This window comes from Pseudomonas sp. 22189 (assembly GCF_052045635.1).
Classification (GTDB): domain Bacteria; phylum Pseudomonadota; class Gammaproteobacteria; order Pseudomonadales; family Pseudomonadaceae; genus Aquipseudomonas; species Aquipseudomonas parakoreensis.
In genome coordinates this window covers 19366-37485 of sequence record NZ_JBQEPG010000025.1, presented here as the reverse complement: position 1 = coordinate 37485, position 18120 = coordinate 19366, and the positions used below count along the sequence as shown (strand labels likewise).

The window sequence follows — 18120 nt, the reverse complement described above, 5'->3', positions numbered from 1 at the left end:
AAAGGTGAAGAAAGCGACGTCGCCAAGGCGCGCGGCGTCAGTAGACCCTACATGCGCCCGATCACCGGAATGCCGGTGCCGGTGACCGCAGACGCCTGTTCCGAAATCAGAAACAGAATGACCGCCGCCAGCTGCGCGGGTGTCACCCAGCGCTGGTGCTCGGCGTCGGGCATGGCCTCACGGTTTTGCGGGGTGTCGAGCACGCTCGGTAGCACGGCATTGACCGTGATGCTCATGTCCTTGAGCTCTTCGGCGAGGCTTTCGGTCAGGCGCAGTACGCTGGATTTCGACGCAGCGTAAGCACCCATCCCCAGTCCGGCCCTGGCCGCCATGCTCGCGCCGATATTGACGATGCGCCCCGCCGAGGATTGCAGCAGCAATGGCAGCAGGGCTTTGCTGGCATTCAAGGCGGTTCGCAGGTTCAGCGAGTAGAGCCGATCCCAAGCCTCTATCGCACCACCGAGCAATGGCTCCCACGCGTAACCGCCAGCGCCGTTTACCAATGCATCGAGGCGCCCGAAGTAGCGATTGATCTGGTGGGCGACTTCCTGGCAATCGGCAAAGGAAGTCAGATCGATGCCGGACAGGACCAGTCGGTTATGGGAACTGGGCAGCGTAATCGTCGCCTGATCGATCAGCACCAGATCCGCGCCCCGGGCGGCGGCCATGTCCGCCAGGGTCTCGCCGAGATTCCCCAGGGCGCCGGTAATCGCCACAACGCGCCGTGAGAGTGACTGAGTCATCAAGAGTCCTTTCCTTTTTAAGGGCGCATACTCTAATGATATCGGTCGCCCGTAGCATGCTTTTGGATGTCAACTTGTTGTGCAAAAGTGCCAATTTTTTTTGCTCGGCGAATCTTCGGGCAAGGGTCGTGAAACAGGCGTCAGAAAGTTGGCTTCTGCCGCTCTTGCCCCGTCCAATCTTGAAAGCCTGGCGATGGTTTGGTCTGGCATGCTTGTCATCGTTTCCCCAGGCGCGATGGCTTTTCTGAAGTCTGCGGCGTGTTTTTTTGCGCCACCTATTCTGTTGCTGCAGCAAGCCCGTGCGACTTGTATCCTTGCCCGCGACAAGGACAAGCGGCTGTAGTCATCGAGTCGGTCGACCCGCCGCAGGAACGGAAACCGGATTTTCCCAAAGGTAGTGATGTGAAGCGTGATACCCGCCTGGTAGTGCTGTTGTTGTTGGTGATCGGCTGTTCCCTCGCGTCGCTGACGGTATGGAAAGTGCTGGCCTCTCGCGAGCGTGCGCTGGAGGAAGTCAACGTTCATGGCTTGAACCTGACCCAGGCGCTGGCGACGTATTCCGAAGGGATCGTGCGCCAGAGTTCGTTGCTGCTGCTCGGACTCGTCGAACGTCTGGAAACCGAAGGCAGTGGCCCCGCACAGATCCAGCGTCTGAGCGCACTGGTCAACCGTCAGGAACCGCTGATGCCGCAGCTCAGCGGCATCACCATCTACGACAATCAGGGCCGCTGGCTGATGTCGTCCAACCGACCGATTCCGGCCGGGGCCAACAGCCGTGATCGCGCCTACTTCATCCATCATCGCGACGATCCGAGCCGCGAGACCTTTATCGGTCCGCCGATCCAGAGCCGCTCCAATCAGGAGTGGGTGATTACCGTCAGCCGCCGTTTCAACGATGCGCACGGCGAGTTTGCCGGGGTGGTGGCGGTGACGCTGGGGGTCGAAAACTTTCTGCGCCTGTTCGGCAAGATCGATGTGGGGCAGGAGGGCGCCATTGGCTTGTCTTATACCGACGGTACGTTGCTGGTGCGCTATCCCTTCCGCGAGCAGGACATGGGGCGCAACTTTTCCAAGTCGCCGATCTATGCGAAGTATCTGGTCGATCGATCCGTCGGCACCGCGTCGTTTACCTCCAGCCTGGACGGCGTCGAGCGGCTTTACGCCTTCCGCAAGAGCGACCGGCTGCCGCTGATCACCACCGTTGCTCTCGGCAAGCGCGAGGCCCTCGCGGCGTGGCGCATGGAAGCCTGGTTGTCGGCTGTGGTGGTCACGGGATTGCTGGGGCTTACCGGGCTGATCGGCTGGTGCCTGATGCTGGATATCCGCCGGCGTACCAGGGCTGAAGATCAATTGCGTGGCACGCAGCAGCAGTTGCTCTCATCCAATCGCCAGCTTGAGTTGCTGGCGATGAAGGATGCCTTGACGGGTCTGGCCAACCGGCGCTGCTTCGATGAGAGCCTCGCCATGGAAGCCCGGCGCGCCCAACGTGACGGCACGACACTGGCGTTGCTGATGATCGATATCGATTACTTCAAGCTGTTCAACGATTCATTCGGGCATGTCGCCGGCGATGCTTGCCTGCAGAGGGTCGGCAGAATCCTCGAGGGTTGCGTAAGGCGCCCGTCGGATCTGCTGGCGCGTTATGGCGGAGAAGAAATGGCGGTGATCATGCCGGACACTGACCGTGCCGGTGCGACGGTCGTCGCACAATTGATCCTTGATCGTCTGGCGCAAGCGCATATTGCGCACCCCTCCAGCCCGGTCGGGCGTGTGACCGTGAGCATCGGGATTGCGGCGGCGTCGGGGGCACAAATGGATCACGTGCCAGGTTTGATCGAGGTGGCCGATCAGGCGCTGTATAACGCCAAGACGGCGGGACGTAACCGGTTTGTACCGGCCGAGTGGTGACGGGGGCAAACAGGACGTTGTCAATCAGTGGCGTCGGGCGCCTCCCGCAGAGTCTCAGGGCGTCAGCACGATGGCGCCGTTGAAGTGCCCGCTACGTAGACACGTCAGCGCCTGATTGGCGTCCTCCAGGGCAAATCGGGTGACGTCGCAATGCACGGGTGTGTGCTGCAGCTGCGCAAAAAACGCGGTGCCGTCTTCACGGGTCAGGTTGGCCACGGAGCGTACGCTGCGTTCGCCCCACAGCAAACGATAGGGAAAGGCGGGGATATCGCTCATGTGGATGCCGGCGCAAATCACGCAGCCGCCCTTGACGGTGGCGGACAGCGCCAGTGGCACCAGCGCCCCGACGGGCGCAAAGATCAGGCTGGCGTCCAGCGCATGGGGCGGTGGCTGATCCGAAGGGCCAGCCCATTCGGCGCCGAGGGTGCGTGCATAGGCCTGGCCTTCGTGGTCATCCGCTCGGGTAAAGGCGTAGACCTGTTGCCCGCGACCGCGGGCAATCTGAATTGCCAGATGTGCCGCCGCGCCAAATCCGTACAGCCCCAGGTGTTGCGCGCCCTGAGCCATTTGCAAGGCGCGAAAGCCGATCAGGCCGGCGCACAATAACGGCGCCGCCTGAATGTCGCTCAGCGCATCCGGGATTGCAAAGCAGAAGCGCTGATCGGCGACGGTGTATTCGGCATAGCCGCCATCCAGCTGACAACCGGTGAACTGCGCCTGATCGCAGAGGTTCTCCCGCCCCGAGCGGCAGAAGACGCATTCGCCGCAGGTCCAGCCCAGCCACGGCACGCCAACCCGCCGGCCAATCCATTCAGCGGCCACATCGGCGCCTGCGGCGATGACTTCTCCGACGATTTCATGCCCCGGCACGCGGGGCAGAACCGCTTGTGGCAACTCGCCGTCGAACAGGTGCAGATCGGTACGACACACCCCGCAAGCCAGTACCCTGAGCAACAGTTGCTGCGCGCTGGGCGTGGGGATCGGCCGTTCTTCGCATTGCAGCGGTTGCCCGGGTGAATACAGGACCATGGCACGCACGATGATTCTCCTCGCGTTGCAAGAAAGCGCTGAGTTGCGCTCCCTCCTGCAGCGTCTGTTTCCCATAGAACCGGAGCACTGATGACGGCGCTTGATTTAAATCAAGTCTTGCAGGTTTCAGGCTTTCAGAATCGACGGACGAATCTTTGTTCAGCGAACCCGGGGCGGTAAACCTCATGAGCGATTTCCTCAATGCGCAACAACTGGAAGGCCTGGACGCTTACTGGCGCGCTGCCAATTACCTGGCTGTCGGGCAGATTTACCTCAAGGACAACCCGCTGCTCAAGGAGCCGTTGCGCCGGGCTCATATCAAACCGCGTTTGCTGGGGCATTGGGGCACGACGCCGGGGCTTAACCTGATCTACACCCACCTCAACCGGCTGATCAAACAGTACGACCTCAACATGCTTTTTGTGACCGGCCCCGGTCATGGCGGGCCGGCGATCGTGGCGCAGACCTATCTGGAAGGCACCTATACCGAGTGTTATCCGGCGGTGGAGCGCAATGCCAACGGTCTGCTGCGCCTGTTTCGGCAGTTTTCCTGGCCGTACGGAATTTCAAGTCATGTGTCGGCACAGATTCCAGGGTCGATTCACGAGGGTGGGGAGTTGGGGTACAGCCTCGCGCATGCCTATGGGGCCGCGTTCGATAATCCTGACCTGGTGGTCGCCTGCGTGATCGGCGACGGTGAGGCGGAGACCGGCACGCTGGCGGCCAGCTGGCACTCGAACAAATTCCTCAATCCTGTGCGTGACGGGGCGGTGCTGCCGATCCTGCACCTCAATGGCTACAAAATTGCCAACCCGACGTTGCTGTCCAGAATCAGCGAGGATGAACTCTCGGCGCTGATGTACGGCTATGGCTACGATCCCTTTTTCGTTGAGGGCGACGATCCGGTGCAAGTGCATCAGGCATTGGCGCAGACACTCAACACCATCGTGCTGAAGATTCGCCAGATTCAGCTCGAAGCGCGGCAACGGCCGCCGTCCAGGGCCGTGTCACGGCCGTTCTGGCCGATGCTGGTGTTACGCACGCCCAAGGGTTGGACCGGCCCCGGATTTGTCGACGGCCATCGGGTTGAAGGCACGTGGCGCGCGCATCAGGTGCCGCTGGCCGACTTCACCCAGCCGCTCCATTTGCAACAACTGGAAGAGTGGCTGAGCCGTTATCGTCCCGAGGAATTGTTCGATGCCCAAGGTGCCTTGATGCCGGAAATCGCCGCGCTGGCGCCCACCGGACACCGGCGCATGAGTGCCAATCCCCACGCCAATGGCGGTGTGATGTTGCGTGCGCTGGACCTGCCGGGTTTTGCCGATTACGCCGTGAGCGTGGCTGGGCCGGGGACTTTGCGCGCCGAAGCCACCCGAGTGCTGGGAGAATTCCTGCGTGATGTGATGAAAAACAGCCTGGCCAGCCGCAACTTTCGGCTGTTTGGCCCTGACGAAACCGCCTCCAATCGCCTTGATGCGGTGTATGAGGTCAGCGCCAAGACCTGGATCGATCCGCTGGAACCTGACGACCTGAACTTGTCGGCGGACGGCCGGATAATGGAAATTCTCAGCGAACAGGTGTGCGAGGGCTGGCTGGAAGGCTATTTGCTGACGGGCCGGCATGGATGGCTGTCGTGCTATGAGGCGTTTATCCATATTGTCGATTCGATGGTCAATCAGCATGCCAAATGGCTGAAGACAGCCGCCGAGGTGCCGTGGCGCGAACCTGTGGCATCGCTGAACCTGCTGTTGACCTCCCACGTCTGGCGTCAGGACCACAATGGGTTCTCACACCAGGATCCGGGATTCATCGACATGCTGGCGAACAAGAAGCCGGACGTGGCGCGCATCTACTTGCCGCCCGATGCCAACTGCCTGTTATCGGTCGCCGACCACTGCCTGCGCAGCCGTAATTACATCAACGTCATCGTCGCCGGCAAGCAACCGGAATGGCAGTGGCTGAGCATTGACGCGGCACAGCAACACTGCCAGGCAGGTGGCGGCCGATGGGCGTGGGCCAGTCACGATGATCAGGACCCGGACGTCGTCATGGCCTGCGCCGGCGATGTGCCGACGCTGGAAACCCTAGCCGCCTTGACCCTGTTGCGCGACTACGTGCCGGACTTGCGCGTCAGGGTGGTCAATATCGTCGACCTGATGCTGCTGCAGCCGTCCAGTCAGCATCCTCATGGCTGGTCGGATAGCGCGTTCAATGCGCTGTTCACTGTCGACAGACCGGTGATTTTTGCCTTTCACGGGTATCCGGCGCTGATCCATCGGCTGGTCTACAAACGCGCCAATCATGCCAACTTTCACGTACGAGGTTTCAAAGAGGAGGGCGCGACCACTACGCCATTCGACATGGCCGTGATCAACGATCTTGATCGCTACCGACTGGCGCTGGACGTGATCGAGCGGGTGCCACGCCTGCAGGATCTCGTAAACGTTGCGCGGGAGCGTTACTGGTCCGTCATGGAGCAACACAAGCTGTACCTCATCGAGCACGGCGAAGACCTTCCCGAAGTGCGCAACTGGCAATGGACACCTCGCCAGACGCCATGAGCGGCTATTTGTTCTTCCAGTATTTCTGCATTTCCAGAAACAGAAACGACGCGGTCCAGGTTATGAGGACAAGGCCGGTCAAGGCCTCAAGCCCGGTCAGGTACTTGAGGTGGCCAACCGGCGAAATATCGCCGAAACCGATGGTCGTGTACGTCGTGAAGGAGAAGTACACGCAATCCATCAAAGAACCGTCGAAGTTGCCGGTCAGCTGTCCCCATTCGCCCGCGCGGGACATCAGGAAATAAACCACGGCGAATGCCCAGACCTCGATGGCATGGGCCAGCAGGCTGCCCAACACCCCGACAACGATTCTGAACCGGCTCCAGATTTTCAGGCGCGGCATCCAGTCATTCAGGCGCAGCAGACACTCATAGTGGATCACTACCGCGATGATCACGACCAGGCTGTTGATCAGGGTGACGGCAAGCATTGGCCTGGCTCCAGGAAGACGAGCGTGTCACGCCAGCAGCAGATGGTTTTCGACCCGGCCGACGCCGGGCACTGACCAGGCCGCGCGCTCGGCAATCTGGCGTTCGCGCCACAGGTGAACCCGGCCTTCGAGCCGCACCACATCGCCTTCGACTTTGACGTGAATGTCCTGGGCATCGACTTCGGCGTTACGTTTGAGCGCGGCCTCGATGCGTTGCTGAATATCGAAGACATCCAGCCGTGGACGCAGGGTGATGCAATTGCTCACGCCGGTCACACCGGACAGCTTGCGTACCGAACGCTCGACGGTTTCCTTCTGATACTGCCAGTCGACTTCACCTTCCAGGGTGATGCGTCCGCTCTGCACGATGACCTTGACGTCACCTTCGGGAATGTCGCAGCTCCAGTGGATTATCTTCAGCGCCCGGGCAGCGATGGTGTCATCTGCGGTGCCGGCATTCCTGTCCAGTCGTACCTGGAGCTCTTCAGCCACTGCGCGCACGCCTTTCATGCGTTTCACCGCGCGCTCGGCACTGACCTTCTGAGCATAGCTTTTGACATGCCCGCTGAGGGTGACCACACCGTCCTCCACCGTGACGCCGATGTTGGCGGCATCGATTTCCGGCTGGAATTCGAGTTCTTCGAGAATATTTTTGCGCAGGTTCAAGTCGCTCATGACGGTGTCCTCTTTCGGGTAGGTGTCGATGGGTCAAACGTGCCTGTTGTTGTTTTTCTACACCGCGGTGACGCGCGCGCATTGAGGTATATCAACAATGCCGGCCTCGCCCTCGCATTGGCTGATGGCGTCTGCAAGTCGGTGATTGTTTGACAAAGATCAGAGTGGTGACCGGATAACGCCAGATACTCGAATCATTACCTTTGCCGTCGAGAGCAATCGAGGGAACAAACATGAACAAGCGCTTGCCGATTGTGGTGCTGAGTGTGCTGCTGGCAGCGACCACCGGTTGCAGTCATCGGCAGGCCGATGAACTCAACGCGCGGCTGGAGTCCGCTGAAGACAACGCGGCGACTGCCAGGCTGAGGGCTGATGAGGCGGTGCTCAAAGCGGAACAGGCGCAACGTGCTGCCGATGAAGCGAATGAGCGCGCCAAACGGCTGGCTGAGAAGGCCAATCGCAAGTAGCCGGCAACCATCTCGAAACAGCCATGAATCGGTGTTTTGGGCTGAAAGTGCCGGCGTTCTCATCCACATTCAGGAGACGGCCATGCGAATCACTTTTCTGGGGGCGGCTGGCACCGTCACCGGCAGCAAATACCTGTTGGATCACCGCGACCGGCATGTGCTGATCGACTGCGGGCTGTTTCAGGGTTACAAGCAATTGCGCCTGCACAACTGGGATCCTTTCCAGCTGCCCGTGCGGGATCTCGACGCGATCGTGCTGACTCACGCTCATCTGGATCACAGTGGCTACCTGCCGGTGCTGGTGCGCAACGGCTACCGTGGCCCGATCTATGCCACCGCAGCAACCTGTGAACTGGTGAAAATCCTGTTGCTCGACAGTGGGCGCCTGCAGGAAGAAGAGGCCGGATTCGCCAACCGCCATGGTTTTTCCAGGCATGCGCCGGCGTTGCCGCTGTACACCGAACAGGACGCCGAGCAGGCATTGAAACTCTTGCAGCCGGTGGAGTTGCATCATCGGGTCGAGATTGTTCCCGGCCTGAGCATCTTGCTGCGCGGTGCCGGACACATTCTGGGCGCGGCCACGGTCGAGGTGGTTGCCGACGGTGTCACGCTGGTCTGTTCCGGCGATCTGGGGCGGCCCAACGACCCGTTGATGCTTGCCCCCGAAACCATCGAGCAAACGGATTACCTGTTGATCGAGTCGACCTATGGTGACCGCCAGCACCCTGACGACGACCCCGAGCAACAACTGACCGACGTGATCAACCGCACGGCGTTGCGCCATGGCATTACCCTGGTACCGTCATTCGCGGTCGGTCGGGCGCAACTGCTGATGTATCACTTGTATCGCTTGAAGCAGAAACACGCGATTCCGGATCTGCCGATCTACCTCAACAGCCCGATGGCGACGGATGTCACGCGTCTGTATCAGCGTTTTCGCAGTGAGCACCGGTTGTCGCTGCAAGAATGCGAGGGAATGTGCCAAGGCACGCGTTTCATTCGTTCGACCCAGGAGTCGATCGATCTCGATCATCAGCGCATTCCGGCCGTGATCATTGCCGCCAGCGGCATGGCCACCGGCGGACGGGTGCTGCACCACCTCAAGGCATTGGCGCCGAGCCCGGCCAACTCGCTGCTGATGCCCGGTTTCCAGGCCGGCGGCACGCGGGGCGCACAGATCGTTGCCGGTGCGCCGTCAGTGCGTATCCACGGTCAGGAGGTGCCGATCCGCGCTGAAGTGGTACCGATGCAGACTCTGTCCGCGCATGCCGATGCCGATGAAATCATCCAGTGGCTGCGCGGTTTCAAACGTGCACCGAAACACACGTACGTGGTGCATGGCGAACCCAACGCCTCGGACGTTCTGCGGCGGCGTATCAGCCTGGAACTGGGCTGGTCGGTGTCAGTGCCGGAGTACCGGGACAGCGCCGAACTGGATGCCGCTGCCGATGTGCCTCCAGCCGAACGGCAGGAGTGACCGCTTCAAATCCGCTGGTGACGATCTTGACCGTTCCGCACGGTTCATCCGACTGGAGATCAATCATGAGCCAATATCAAAGTCTGTTGCTGGTAATCAATCCGGCTCTGCGCCGCTCTCCGGCGATCAGCCATGCGGCTGCTCTGGCCAAGGCCAGCGGGGCGACCTTGCATATCGTGGCGCTGGTCAAGTCATTGGACATTCTCTGGTTGCTTGAAGAAGGCGATCGGGAAAAAGCCCGGGCGAACTATTTGCAGGATCACCGCGACTGGCTCAAATATCAGGCCGGCAACCTGCGCGACAGAGGCATTGACGTGACAGTCGAAGTCGCCTGGTCGGATGACATGAAGCAAGAGATCCTCGACCTCGTCACCGAGATGATGCCCGACCTGCTGATCAAGCAAGTGCAGCATGAGTCGTTGCTCAAACGCGCCTTCTTCACCCCGCTGGACTGGCACCTGTTGCGTCATTGCCCGGTCCCGGTCTATCTGCTGGGCGGGGCAGGACAGGCATTGCCACGCAAGATCGTGGCAGCGGTCGACGCCTCCGCAAGCGACCCGGTGAACGACCAATTGAACAAGCGCATCATCGATCAGGCCACGGCCATGGCGATCCAGTGTGACGCCGAGTTGCATCTGTTGTACGCCTACGACATTTCGCAGGAGTACCTGGAGGAACTGGGCGAAGGCTTGACGGTTTCAGAGCTGACCAAGGAACTGCGCAGAGAGTTCGAGAGCGCGTATATCGACCTGGCCAAGCGCTATGGAGTACCCGCCGAGCGCCGGCATTTCGTGGTCGGCCACCCGGTTGCCGCACTCAGTGAGTTCGCCGATGCACAGCATGTGGATGTGATCGTCATGGGCCGGGTGCAATACCACGGGCTGGACAAGCTGCTGGGCAGCACCACCGAACATATTCTTTATCAGGTGCCGTGCAATCTGTTGGCGGTCTGACAGCGACGTCTGCCTGCGACAAATGCCGTGATGGGTTTATTGCAGTGTCGACCGGTGATTAACACTGCCAACATCCAGTTGCCTGCCGGTTGGCCGTTCATTGACAAAAATCAGAGGCCGGCCGTGCTGACGCCAGATACTTCAGGGGGCGCCGGACTTTTCCCGGCGCAATCACCCAAGGAGAGTCATCATGAACAAGCGTTTATCTGTGGTTCTGCTCAGCGTCCTTTTGGCGATGAGCGCGGGGTGCAGCAATAAAAAGGCGCAGGAAATGGACACGCGAATCGACGCCGCCCAGAGCACTGCAAACGCGGCACAATCCCGTGCCGACGCGGCTTACTCCAGGGCGGATCAGGCAGCCGCTGCAGCCAGTCAGGCACAACGTACGGCCGATGAGGCCAATGAACGCGCCAGCCGGATGCTGGAAAAGGCCAGCCGCAAATAGTGAGTCCGTGCGGCCAGCGTTTGCAGCAGTTGTGCAAAGGGTGGCGTAAAAAAAACCTTGCCGGTTTCCCGGCAAGGGGTACGACAGCGCGAAACTTACTCGCCCTTGATCGGTACGACTTTGTCCGCTTTAATGGCTTCAGGCTTTTTCGGCAACGAGATACTCAGCACACCTTTGCTGAAACTCGCGTCGATCTTCTCGGCGTCGACGCCTTTGGGCAGGTTGAAGACCCGCTCGAAGGAACCATAGTGACGCTCGCTCAGGTGGTAGCCCTTCCTTTTTTCTTCCTTGTCCTCTTTCTTTTCGCCCTTGATGATCAGGCTGCCGTTCGACAATTTGATCTCGATGTTCTTGTGATCCATGCCGGGTAATTCGGCGGTGATCTCGTAGCTTTTGTCCTTTTCACTGATATCCACGGCCGGCATGCCGTGACCGATCAGTTCGCGCCGCCAGAGCGGTTCGACGTCGAACAGCCCACGACCAAAGGGTGAAAGCCCCGAACCGCGGTTGAAGTCTTCGAACAGGTGATCTACCTGCTGGCGCAGTTTTTCCAGAGGGCGCCACAAGTCTGCATTCAGCGGATGCTGAAGGGATTTGTCTTTGGTATCGGTAGTGACCGGCATTTTCTTCACGGAGTTGCTCATTTTGAATTCTCCTTTGCGAATGGACGGCGGCTTACGGACATCCGAACCGGAGCGCTCACTGGTCGGCATAGATTTCGCCCTGCCACGTCAGCTTCAATGTCGGCGAGAACAGCGTGTCAGTGGTTGATAAAAGTCAATTACGGGGGGAACGGCGTTTCGCTCAGAAGCCAAATGGCAGCGTGCGGCCCAGCCCTATGCAAACGTCGGCCCGCTCTTGGGCGACGGACTGGTAGCTCCTGTCCTGGAACCAGGTTTTGCGCACCACGTCGATGTTTCCTGCGCGGTGTTGAAGGAGGGAGCGCCAATCTCACACGCCAGAAATGAAACAGCCCTGAATATTCAGGGCTGTTTTTTAGTTATTCGAAAATACTTCATCCGTTCTTGCTGTAGCCGCTGCCGACGTCTGTCAGATTCGAATAAAAGATACAGCCGATCAGCCTCGCGAACAGGCCTAACGTGTCCGCCAGATCCGGGTCGTCGAATATGACCGCCCTGGAGTCCAAGGCACACAGTGCGCCCCACAGTTGACCGTCGGGAAGAAAAATGGGCGCGCCGGCGTAGCTTTCAATCAAATATTGCTTCACTACGGGACGCGTGGAAAACCTGCCGTCGCGACTGATTTGTGGCACGAACAGCACTTGGGGGTCTCTGCGAAACTCACTGCACAGCGTGGTTTCCAGTTCCAGCGTGTCACCGGTGTGGATTCCAAGCTCGATCGGATCGTAGGCGGAACAGACAATCCATTCCGTGTCGGTGAATTTGGCGATCGCCGCAAAGCGCGTCCCGGTCATGCGTGTGACCAGTTGCAGAATATTGGTAGTGGCTTCAATTTCAGCGATAGAGGAACGTTCCTCTGCGCTTAGCAACGCTCTGTGAATGGTGTCACTGAGAGGCATGCAGTGTTCTCCGGTCATGATTGTTCGAGCTGGCAACGGCTAAACGCGTTTGAAACTTCGCGTTTGATTGCCGGCAAAACGGATTCGTTCACTTGAAGGGGTCTGATGGCTACCATAATTAAGGATCGTTTGCGTGTGGCTTGAGGCACCGTTATCGGCGGCGTAGCCTTGAACACACATTTGTTCTATGTCGCATTGAAGGCAAGGTGAGAAAGTGGAAGGCGTAGTGTTGAGCGAGAAGATGCAGCGTGAAGCTGATCGGCTGCTGGCGCAGATTGTCCGGGCAGATTCGATGATCATTGCGGTGAAGGCGGGGGCGCGTGCGGATGGCTTCGTGCTTGGGCTGGAAACCAGTGAGGTTTTGCGTGCCTGCGATGCTGAAAAGCTGTACGTCATTTTTGAAGCGGCTTTGGTGGAGCGTCTGAAAACGCTTTCACGGTCTTGAGCGGCTTGTCAGGCTTCAACTGTATTTTGCAGGCAGGTCAAGACCGGTGAGCCAAGCACCGCTGTCTGTCGAATCCAGTTGATTAGTGTTTGCGGTTTGTCTTGGTTAGTATCAAGCACGAAGCCGCCGCACCGCGAATGATTCTCTCCCGTCACCCCATTGAGGCATCCAATGCAGGCCAGTCGTGCCAATCTTGCCGATTTCGTTTATTTCCTGGCCATTGCTCGCCACCAGAGTTTCAGTCGCGCCGGGAAGGAAGTCGGTATCAGTGCTTCGGCGTTGAGCCATGCGATCAAGGGGCTTGAGTCGCGGTTGGGGGTCCGTCTGCTGAACCGAACGACGCGCAGTGTCACCTTGACCGCTGCGGGCGAGGAGCTGCACAGCGTCATCAGCAAACCCATGGATGAAATCGGTTTGGCGACGGAAGCGCTTAATCGCTTTCGCGATGAACCGATCGGACGTATTCGTCTGAATACCTTAAGCGATGCTGCCGACTTGTTACTGGGGCCCGTATTGCCGGTGCTCAATGATCGGTATCCGGAAATCCAGGTCGATCTGACGGTCACCAATCTCATCGTCGATGTGATCGGCGGCGGCCATGATGCCGGGATCCGCTATGGCGGAACGGTACCGGAAGACATGATCGCTCAGCGCTTGTCACCGGATATCCGCTGGGTGGTCGCGGGTAGCGCGGACTATCTTGAACGCTTCGGCGTTCCCCAACATCCGAACGACTTGATGCACCACCGTTGCCTGCGGATTCGGCTGGGCAATGGCGCCATGTACGATTGGGAGTTCGAGAAAGAAGGACAGCAGCTCTCCATTGCTGTCCCGGGGTGCATCACCATCGATGAAACTCGCGTCGGACTTTCACTGGCTCGTCAAGGCGCGGGCCTCATGTACGCCCCTGAGCCGGCGATGATGCCGCTGCTCGAAAGTGGTGAGGTGATCAGGGTGCTCGACGACTGGTCCAGCACAGGTTCCGGGTTTCACATGTACTATCCCAGTCACCGTCAATTGCCGGTAGGGCTGCGTCTGTTGATTGACTTGATCCGTGAACTTCAGCCCATCGGCGATTACCAGGCGTAAGCCCGTGACGCGTTGCCTGCTTCCGGCCTGATACCCGCGAGGTGTCGCGGCGGGCATCGATGCGCCCACGCCTGAGCTCGGCGCATCGTTTCAGTGTTGTGTGCCAAGCAATGCCTGGTACTGCGCGTCGGTCACCGGTTCCAGCCACTCGACGTTCTTGCCGTCCCGAGCTTCCTGAATGGCAATGTGGGTCATGCCGTTCGTGGATGTGGCGCCGTGCCAGTGCTTCACGCCCGGTGGTGTCCAGACCACATCACCCGGTTTGATGACGATCTTCTCGCCCCCGGCTTGTTGTATCCAGCCTGTGCCTGAGGTGACCACCAGCGTCTGGCCCAGAGGATGGGTATGCCAGACCGAGCGTGCGCCGGGCTGAAACGTCACTGCGCCTGCCGAAACAGTCGAGGGTGCCCGCGCTGCAAACAGTGGATCGATGCGCGCGTTGCCAACGAAGTTGCCGGGCGCCCCGGTGATGGATGCTTGTTCGCCATTTCTGACCACGCTCATAGTCTCGTCGGCAGGCAGTTCGGCAGCATGGCTTGCGAACGCAGGCATCAAGGTCATTGCCAGCATGGGTAAGGCGACACGTGTTTTCATCGGCAGATTCCTGTTGATTGAAGAAATGCGCCTCCACGCTAGTGCACCAACTTCCGCGCGACTACCGGGAAAAACCTGCATGAAACGATGAGCAGCGCTCACTAATCGTCTGTTTCATCGCACTCGGTGTTTTGTCACGGCGATCTCGCCTTTCTTCACGATTGATGAGTATTGCTCATCGGAACATCCCACTCAGGGCCGGTATTCAGCTCTCCGAGCGTCGATTACCTTGGTTACATCAAACAATGTCTGCTCAGTGCGTTATGAGGCTATTGCTCATAAACATTCTGCGCAGCTGCAAAGTGAGGAACATTCGATGAGTTTTTCGTTCGAGAACAAGGTCGCCCTGGTGACCGGCGCGGCTTCCGGTATCGGTCTGGCCACCGCGCAGGCGTTCGCACGGGCCGGCGCTGCCGTAGCGTTGGCGGATATCGATGGCGGCGCTGCACAGGCAGCGGCGCAGGCCTTGATAGCTGCAGGACATCGCGCTATCGGCATTCGCTGCGACGTGGCGGACGTCGGTCAGGTTCAAGCCATGGTCAAGGAAACGGTCGCGACATTCGGTCGTCTGGACGCTGCGTTCAACAACGCCGGTATTCAGAACCTGTTAGCTGAGACAGCCGACGCCACGGTCGAGGATTACGATCGGGTCATGTCGGTCAATTTGCGCGGCGTCTGGGCGTGTATGAAATTCGAACTCGAACATATGCGCCGCCAGGGCGGCGGAACGATCGTCAACTGCTCGTCTTTGGGCGGTCTGATCGGAGGTGCCGAGCGGGGCAACTATCACGCGGCCAAGCACGGTGTCCTCGGCCTGACCAAAAGCGCAGCGCTGGAGTATGCCGCACGCAACATCCGCGTCAATGCGGTGTGCCCTGGCTTGATCTGGACGCCGATGGCCGAGCGGATGGTCGAAGCGGGGCAGGGTGAAGCGCTGGCAGGCATGACCAAGGCTATCCCCATGGGACGTCACGGCAAGCCGGAAGAAATCGCTGACGCTGTGCTTTGGCTGAGCAGCTCGACCTCAAGCTACGTCACGGGGCAGTCCATCTCGGTGGATGGTGGTTTTGTCATGCGCTGAGGCGCGTCCACCGAAGTATCGGTAGGTCGAAACATACGGCCTGACGATCGGCCAACCGCAGGCTCTGTCGGTAATCACTTAAAGGAGTAAGCCATGCCGCCATCGAACACTTCCCGGTTAACCGCCACGCTGCTGATTGTCCTTGGCTCCTTTATCTTGCTCATCGGACTTTCGCTGCTAGCGGGTGGTTTTTATCTCGTTGCGCTGGGCGGCTCGTGGTACTTCGCCCTGGCAGGTGCAGGATTGGCCATCAGTGGTGTGTTGATGTTGCGTCGACGTCGATCCGGAGCACTGGCGTACCTGCTGGTGTTCGCCGGCTCTGTCTGCTGGTCGGTTCTGGATGTGGGGTTGACGTTCTGGCCGCTGTTTTCGCGCCTCTTCGCGCTGGCTGTCATCAGCGTACCGGTGCTGGTGGCGATCCCGTATTTGCGCAGTCGCCAGCGTGGCACACTGGCGCGGCTGGCTTGCGTGGCGGCTGCGGGCATGGTCGTGGGGCTGTGCGCAACGCTCTACGCAGCCTTGCAACCGCAACCCATTCTGACCGCCGAGAGGATGCCGGCGCCTGTACCGGGGAAAGCGGTCGGCACAGTCGAACCCACGACCGACTGGCGTTATTTCGGTCATACACCTTCAGGAACACGACATGCCGTGAGCGATCAGATAACGCCGCAGAACGTGTCGAATCTGACGCTTGCCTGGACATATCGCACAGGTGAAATACCCAAAGGTGCGCAAGGGCATGTGGTGACCCCCCTTCACGTCAATGGCGTGCTCTACGGTTGTACGCAGTCGAGCCAGTTGTTCGCCCTGGACGCGGATACCGGCAAAGAGATTTGGCATCACGACCCCAAAACCCAGGCAAACAATGTTTACCCGCGTTGCCGAGGCGTGGGCTATTACGAAGAAGCCCACGAGCTGGCCGCCTCAAACAACGCTGTTGCAGCGCAGCCCTGTTTGCGGCGAATCATCGCGACCACGGTTGACGCACGGTTGATTGCAGTAGACGCGCAGACTGGCCAGGCGTGCAGCGATTTTGGTCAGCATGGCAGCGTAAGCCTGCGTATCGGCGTGGGCGATACAGATCAGGATTTGTACTTTCCGACGGCCGCACCGACGGTTGTGCGTGATCTGGTAGTGGTCGGTGGGCTGGTGTGGGACAACCAGAAAACAGGTGAACCGTCTGGCGTGGTCCGCGCCTTCAATGTGCGCTCGGGGGCATTGGTGTGGGCCTGGGATCTGGGCAATCCGGCGATTACCCGCGAGCCTCCCGAGGGGCAGACTTACACCGCAGGTACGCCGAATGTCTGGTCGACACCGGCCTTTGACGATGCGCTTGGACTCATCTACTTGCCCACCGGCAATGCCACTCCGGATTTTTGGGGCGGTCATCGCTCCGAGGCCGATGATCGCTACTCGTCTTCCGTCGTCGCACTCGACATCGCGACTGGCCTCGAGCGCTGGCGCTTCCAGACGGTTCACCACGATCTCTGGGATTACGATGTACCTTCGCAACCAGCGCTTTACGATGTTCCTGATGGCCATGGAGGAATGCTCCCGGCACTGATTCAGACCACCAAGCGTGGCCAGATCTTCATGCTTGACCGGCGTAACGGAAAGCCAATTGCGACAGTCGAAGAACACCCTGTTCCTCAAGGTGGTGTGGCGGATGAGCGAATTTCTGCGACTCAACCCTATTCGACCGGAATGCCCGCCATCGGCACTGAGCCGCTCAGCGAAAAGCGCATGTGGGGGCTTACGCCGCTGGACCAATTGATATGCCGGATCGACTTTCGCAAGGCTAGATATGAAGGTGAGTTCACGCCGCCGAGCGAGCACCTGACGCTCCAGTACCCAAGCTGGTTGGGCGGCATGAACTGGGGATCGGTGTCCATTGCGGAAAACCTCGGCTACATGATCGTCAATGACACCCGGGTAGCCATCTGGAACCGAATGATCCCCCGTGCCGCTTATGACGCGAAAATCCTTAGTGGCGGCGGCCATGAAGGGAACGCTCCGCAGGCGGGGACACCGTGGGGTATCGAGCAAGGCCGCTTCCTGTCGCCGTTGGGTATTCCGTGCCAGGAGCCGCCTTTCGGCACCATCAGTGCAATCGACCTGGCGACTCGAAAGGTGGCTTGGTCGATGCCCTTGGGGACCACCGAGCAAACGGGTCCGCTGGGCATTGCCACGCACTTGCCGATGCCGATTGGCATGCCCACTCGGGGCGGTCCGGTGACTACATCAAGCGGCCTGGTGTTCATGGCCGGCACTCAGGACTTTTACCTCCGTGCCCTTGATGTTCGCACCGGCAAAGAACTGTGGAAGGGCCGTCTGCCTGTCGGAGCCGAAGCGACTCCAATGACTTATGTTTCCCCATACACCGGCAGACAATTTTTGGTCATCAGTGCCGGCGGTAACTCGGCGACGACGCAAAAGGGGGACTATGTGATGGCCTTTGCGTTACCTGAGCACGGCGTGCAGTAACTCCGCATGCCTGCTTACGGAAAGCACAAGCACGACTCAATTGATGAAAGGCGCGCCACTGACTGGACAACGCCTGCGCGTGAGGGGATTGACAGATCTTCCGAACAGAAATGATTGATGCAGCCACCGGAAGTTGTGTCTGCTGCGCGGACTCACTGTGGTACGACACGCAGAAAAAAGCCCGCGAGAGAGGCGGGCT

General features: G+C 59.5%; 17 protein-coding genes. 10 read left to right on the top strand and 7 right to left on the bottom strand.

From position 1 onward, the window contains the following. Positions 1 to 47: 47 nt before the first annotated feature. Positions 48 to 743: an SDR family NAD(P)-dependent oxidoreductase gene (locus tag ACTJKS_RS22510; RefSeq protein ID WP_041072581.1), complete on the bottom strand. Its 696-nt coding sequence runs from the start codon at positions 741 to 743 to the stop codon at positions 48 to 50. 402 nt (positions 744 to 1145) lie between these two features. Between ACTJKS_RS22510 and ACTJKS_RS22505 the strand changes: the two genes are divergently transcribed. Continuing rightward, positions 1146 to 2651 (top strand): sensor domain-containing diguanylate cyclase, encoded by a 1506-nt coding sequence (locus tag ACTJKS_RS22505; protein ID WP_262948302.1) that lies wholly within the window; start codon positions 1146 to 1148, stop codon positions 2649 to 2651. A 54-nt stretch (positions 2652 to 2705) separates the two neighbouring features. Here the strand turns inward: ACTJKS_RS22505 and ACTJKS_RS22500 are convergent, their stop codons facing one another. Further along, entirely contained in the window at positions 2706 to 3689 is a 984-nt protein-coding gene (locus tag ACTJKS_RS22500) for a zinc-dependent alcohol dehydrogenase family protein (protein ID WP_262948304.1), read from the bottom strand. Positions 3690 to 3865: 176 nt separating this feature from the next. Between ACTJKS_RS22500 and ACTJKS_RS22495 the strand changes: the two genes are divergently transcribed. Next, positions 3866 to 6241 (top strand): phosphoketolase family protein, encoded by a 2376-nt coding sequence (locus ACTJKS_RS22495; protein WP_262948306.1) that lies wholly within the window; start codon positions 3866 to 3868, stop codon positions 6239 to 6241. Between the two features lie 4 nt (positions 6242 to 6245). On the opposite strand, the gene ACTJKS_RS22490 is transcribed toward ACTJKS_RS22495, so the two are convergent. Continuing rightward, the gene (locus ACTJKS_RS22490; protein WP_108182555.1) at positions 6246 to 6671 is read right to left on the bottom strand and encodes a potassium channel family protein; all 426 of its coding nucleotides are present in this window, start codon (positions 6669 to 6671) and stop codon (positions 6246 to 6248) included. 27 nt (positions 6672 to 6698) lie between these two features. Then, positions 6699 to 7346: a BON domain-containing protein gene (locus ACTJKS_RS22485; protein ID WP_262948308.1), complete on the bottom strand. Its 648-nt coding sequence runs from the start codon at positions 7344 to 7346 to the stop codon at positions 6699 to 6701. A gap of 233 nt (positions 7347 to 7579) precedes the next feature. On the opposite strand from ACTJKS_RS22485, the gene ACTJKS_RS22480 reads away from it, so the two are divergent. The 4 genes from ACTJKS_RS22480 to ACTJKS_RS22465 all read left to right on the top strand — a co-directional run bounded on the left by ACTJKS_RS22480 (position 7580) and on the right by ACTJKS_RS22465 (position 10688). Further along, complete coding sequence (locus tag ACTJKS_RS22480) at positions 7580 to 7813, top strand: Lpp/OprI family alanine-zipper lipoprotein (protein ID WP_047294072.1); 234 nt, start codon at positions 7580 to 7582, stop codon at positions 7811 to 7813. A gap of 82 nt (positions 7814 to 7895) precedes the next feature. Continuing rightward, on the top strand, positions 7896 to 9290 hold the full coding sequence (locus ACTJKS_RS22475) for an MBL fold metallo-hydrolase RNA specificity domain-containing protein (protein ID WP_262948310.1): 1395 nt from the start codon (positions 7896 to 7898) through the stop codon (positions 9288 to 9290). Between the two features lie 65 nt (positions 9291 to 9355). After that, complete coding sequence (locus tag ACTJKS_RS22470) at positions 9356 to 10243, top strand: universal stress protein (RefSeq protein WP_095666714.1); 888 nt, start codon at positions 9356 to 9358, stop codon at positions 10241 to 10243. 190 nt (positions 10244 to 10433) lie between these two features. After that, positions 10434 to 10688 carry an Lpp/OprI family alanine-zipper lipoprotein gene (locus ACTJKS_RS22465; RefSeq protein WP_047294075.1) on the top strand — a complete coding sequence of 85 codons (255 nt, stop codon included), beginning with the start codon at positions 10434 to 10436 and terminating at the stop codon, positions 10686 to 10688. Between the two features lie 95 nt (positions 10689 to 10783). On the opposite strand, the gene ACTJKS_RS22460 is transcribed toward ACTJKS_RS22465, so the two are convergent. Next, on the bottom strand, positions 10784 to 11332 hold the full coding sequence (locus ACTJKS_RS22460) for an Hsp20/alpha crystallin family protein (RefSeq protein WP_095666713.1): 549 nt from the start codon (positions 11330 to 11332) through the stop codon (positions 10784 to 10786). A 371-nt stretch (positions 11333 to 11703) separates the two neighbouring features. Further along, the gene (locus tag ACTJKS_RS22455; protein ID WP_047294079.1) at positions 11704 to 12228 is read right to left on the bottom strand and encodes a GAF domain-containing protein; all 525 of its coding nucleotides are present in this window, start codon (positions 12226 to 12228) and stop codon (positions 11704 to 11706) included. Between the two features lie 214 nt (positions 12229 to 12442). Here ACTJKS_RS22455 and ACTJKS_RS22450 point away from each other — a divergent pair, with 214 nt between their 5' ends. After that, positions 12443 to 12673: a hypothetical protein gene (locus ACTJKS_RS22450; protein WP_108182558.1), complete on the top strand. Its 231-nt coding sequence runs from the start codon at positions 12443 to 12445 to the stop codon at positions 12671 to 12673. Between the two features lie 171 nt (positions 12674 to 12844). Beyond that, a complete protein-coding gene (locus ACTJKS_RS22445) occupies positions 12845 to 13762 on the top strand; it encodes a LysR family transcriptional regulator (RefSeq protein WP_086791012.1) in 918 nt (305 codons plus the stop codon). 90 nt (positions 13763 to 13852) lie between these two features. On the opposite strand, the gene ACTJKS_RS22440 is transcribed toward ACTJKS_RS22445, so the two are convergent. Further along, positions 13853 to 14314, bottom strand: coding sequence for a (R)-mandelonitrile lyase (locus tag ACTJKS_RS22440; RefSeq protein ID WP_373557820.1), 462 nt, complete (start codon positions 14312 to 14314; stop codon positions 13853 to 13855). Between the two features lie 358 nt (positions 14315 to 14672). On the opposite strand from ACTJKS_RS22440, the gene ACTJKS_RS22435 reads away from it, so the two are divergent. Together ACTJKS_RS22435 and ACTJKS_RS22430 are read left to right on the top strand one after the other, a co-directional pair. Continuing rightward, positions 14673 to 15437, top strand: a complete 765-nt coding sequence (locus ACTJKS_RS22435) for a glucose 1-dehydrogenase (RefSeq protein ID WP_086791013.1) — start codon at positions 14673 to 14675, stop codon at positions 15435 to 15437. 93 nt (positions 15438 to 15530) lie between these two features. Continuing rightward, a complete protein-coding gene (locus ACTJKS_RS22430) occupies positions 15531 to 17921 on the top strand; it encodes a membrane-bound PQQ-dependent dehydrogenase, glucose/quinate/shikimate family (RefSeq protein ID WP_108182559.1) in 2391 nt (796 codons plus the stop codon). Positions 17922 to 18120 lie beyond the last annotated feature (199 nt).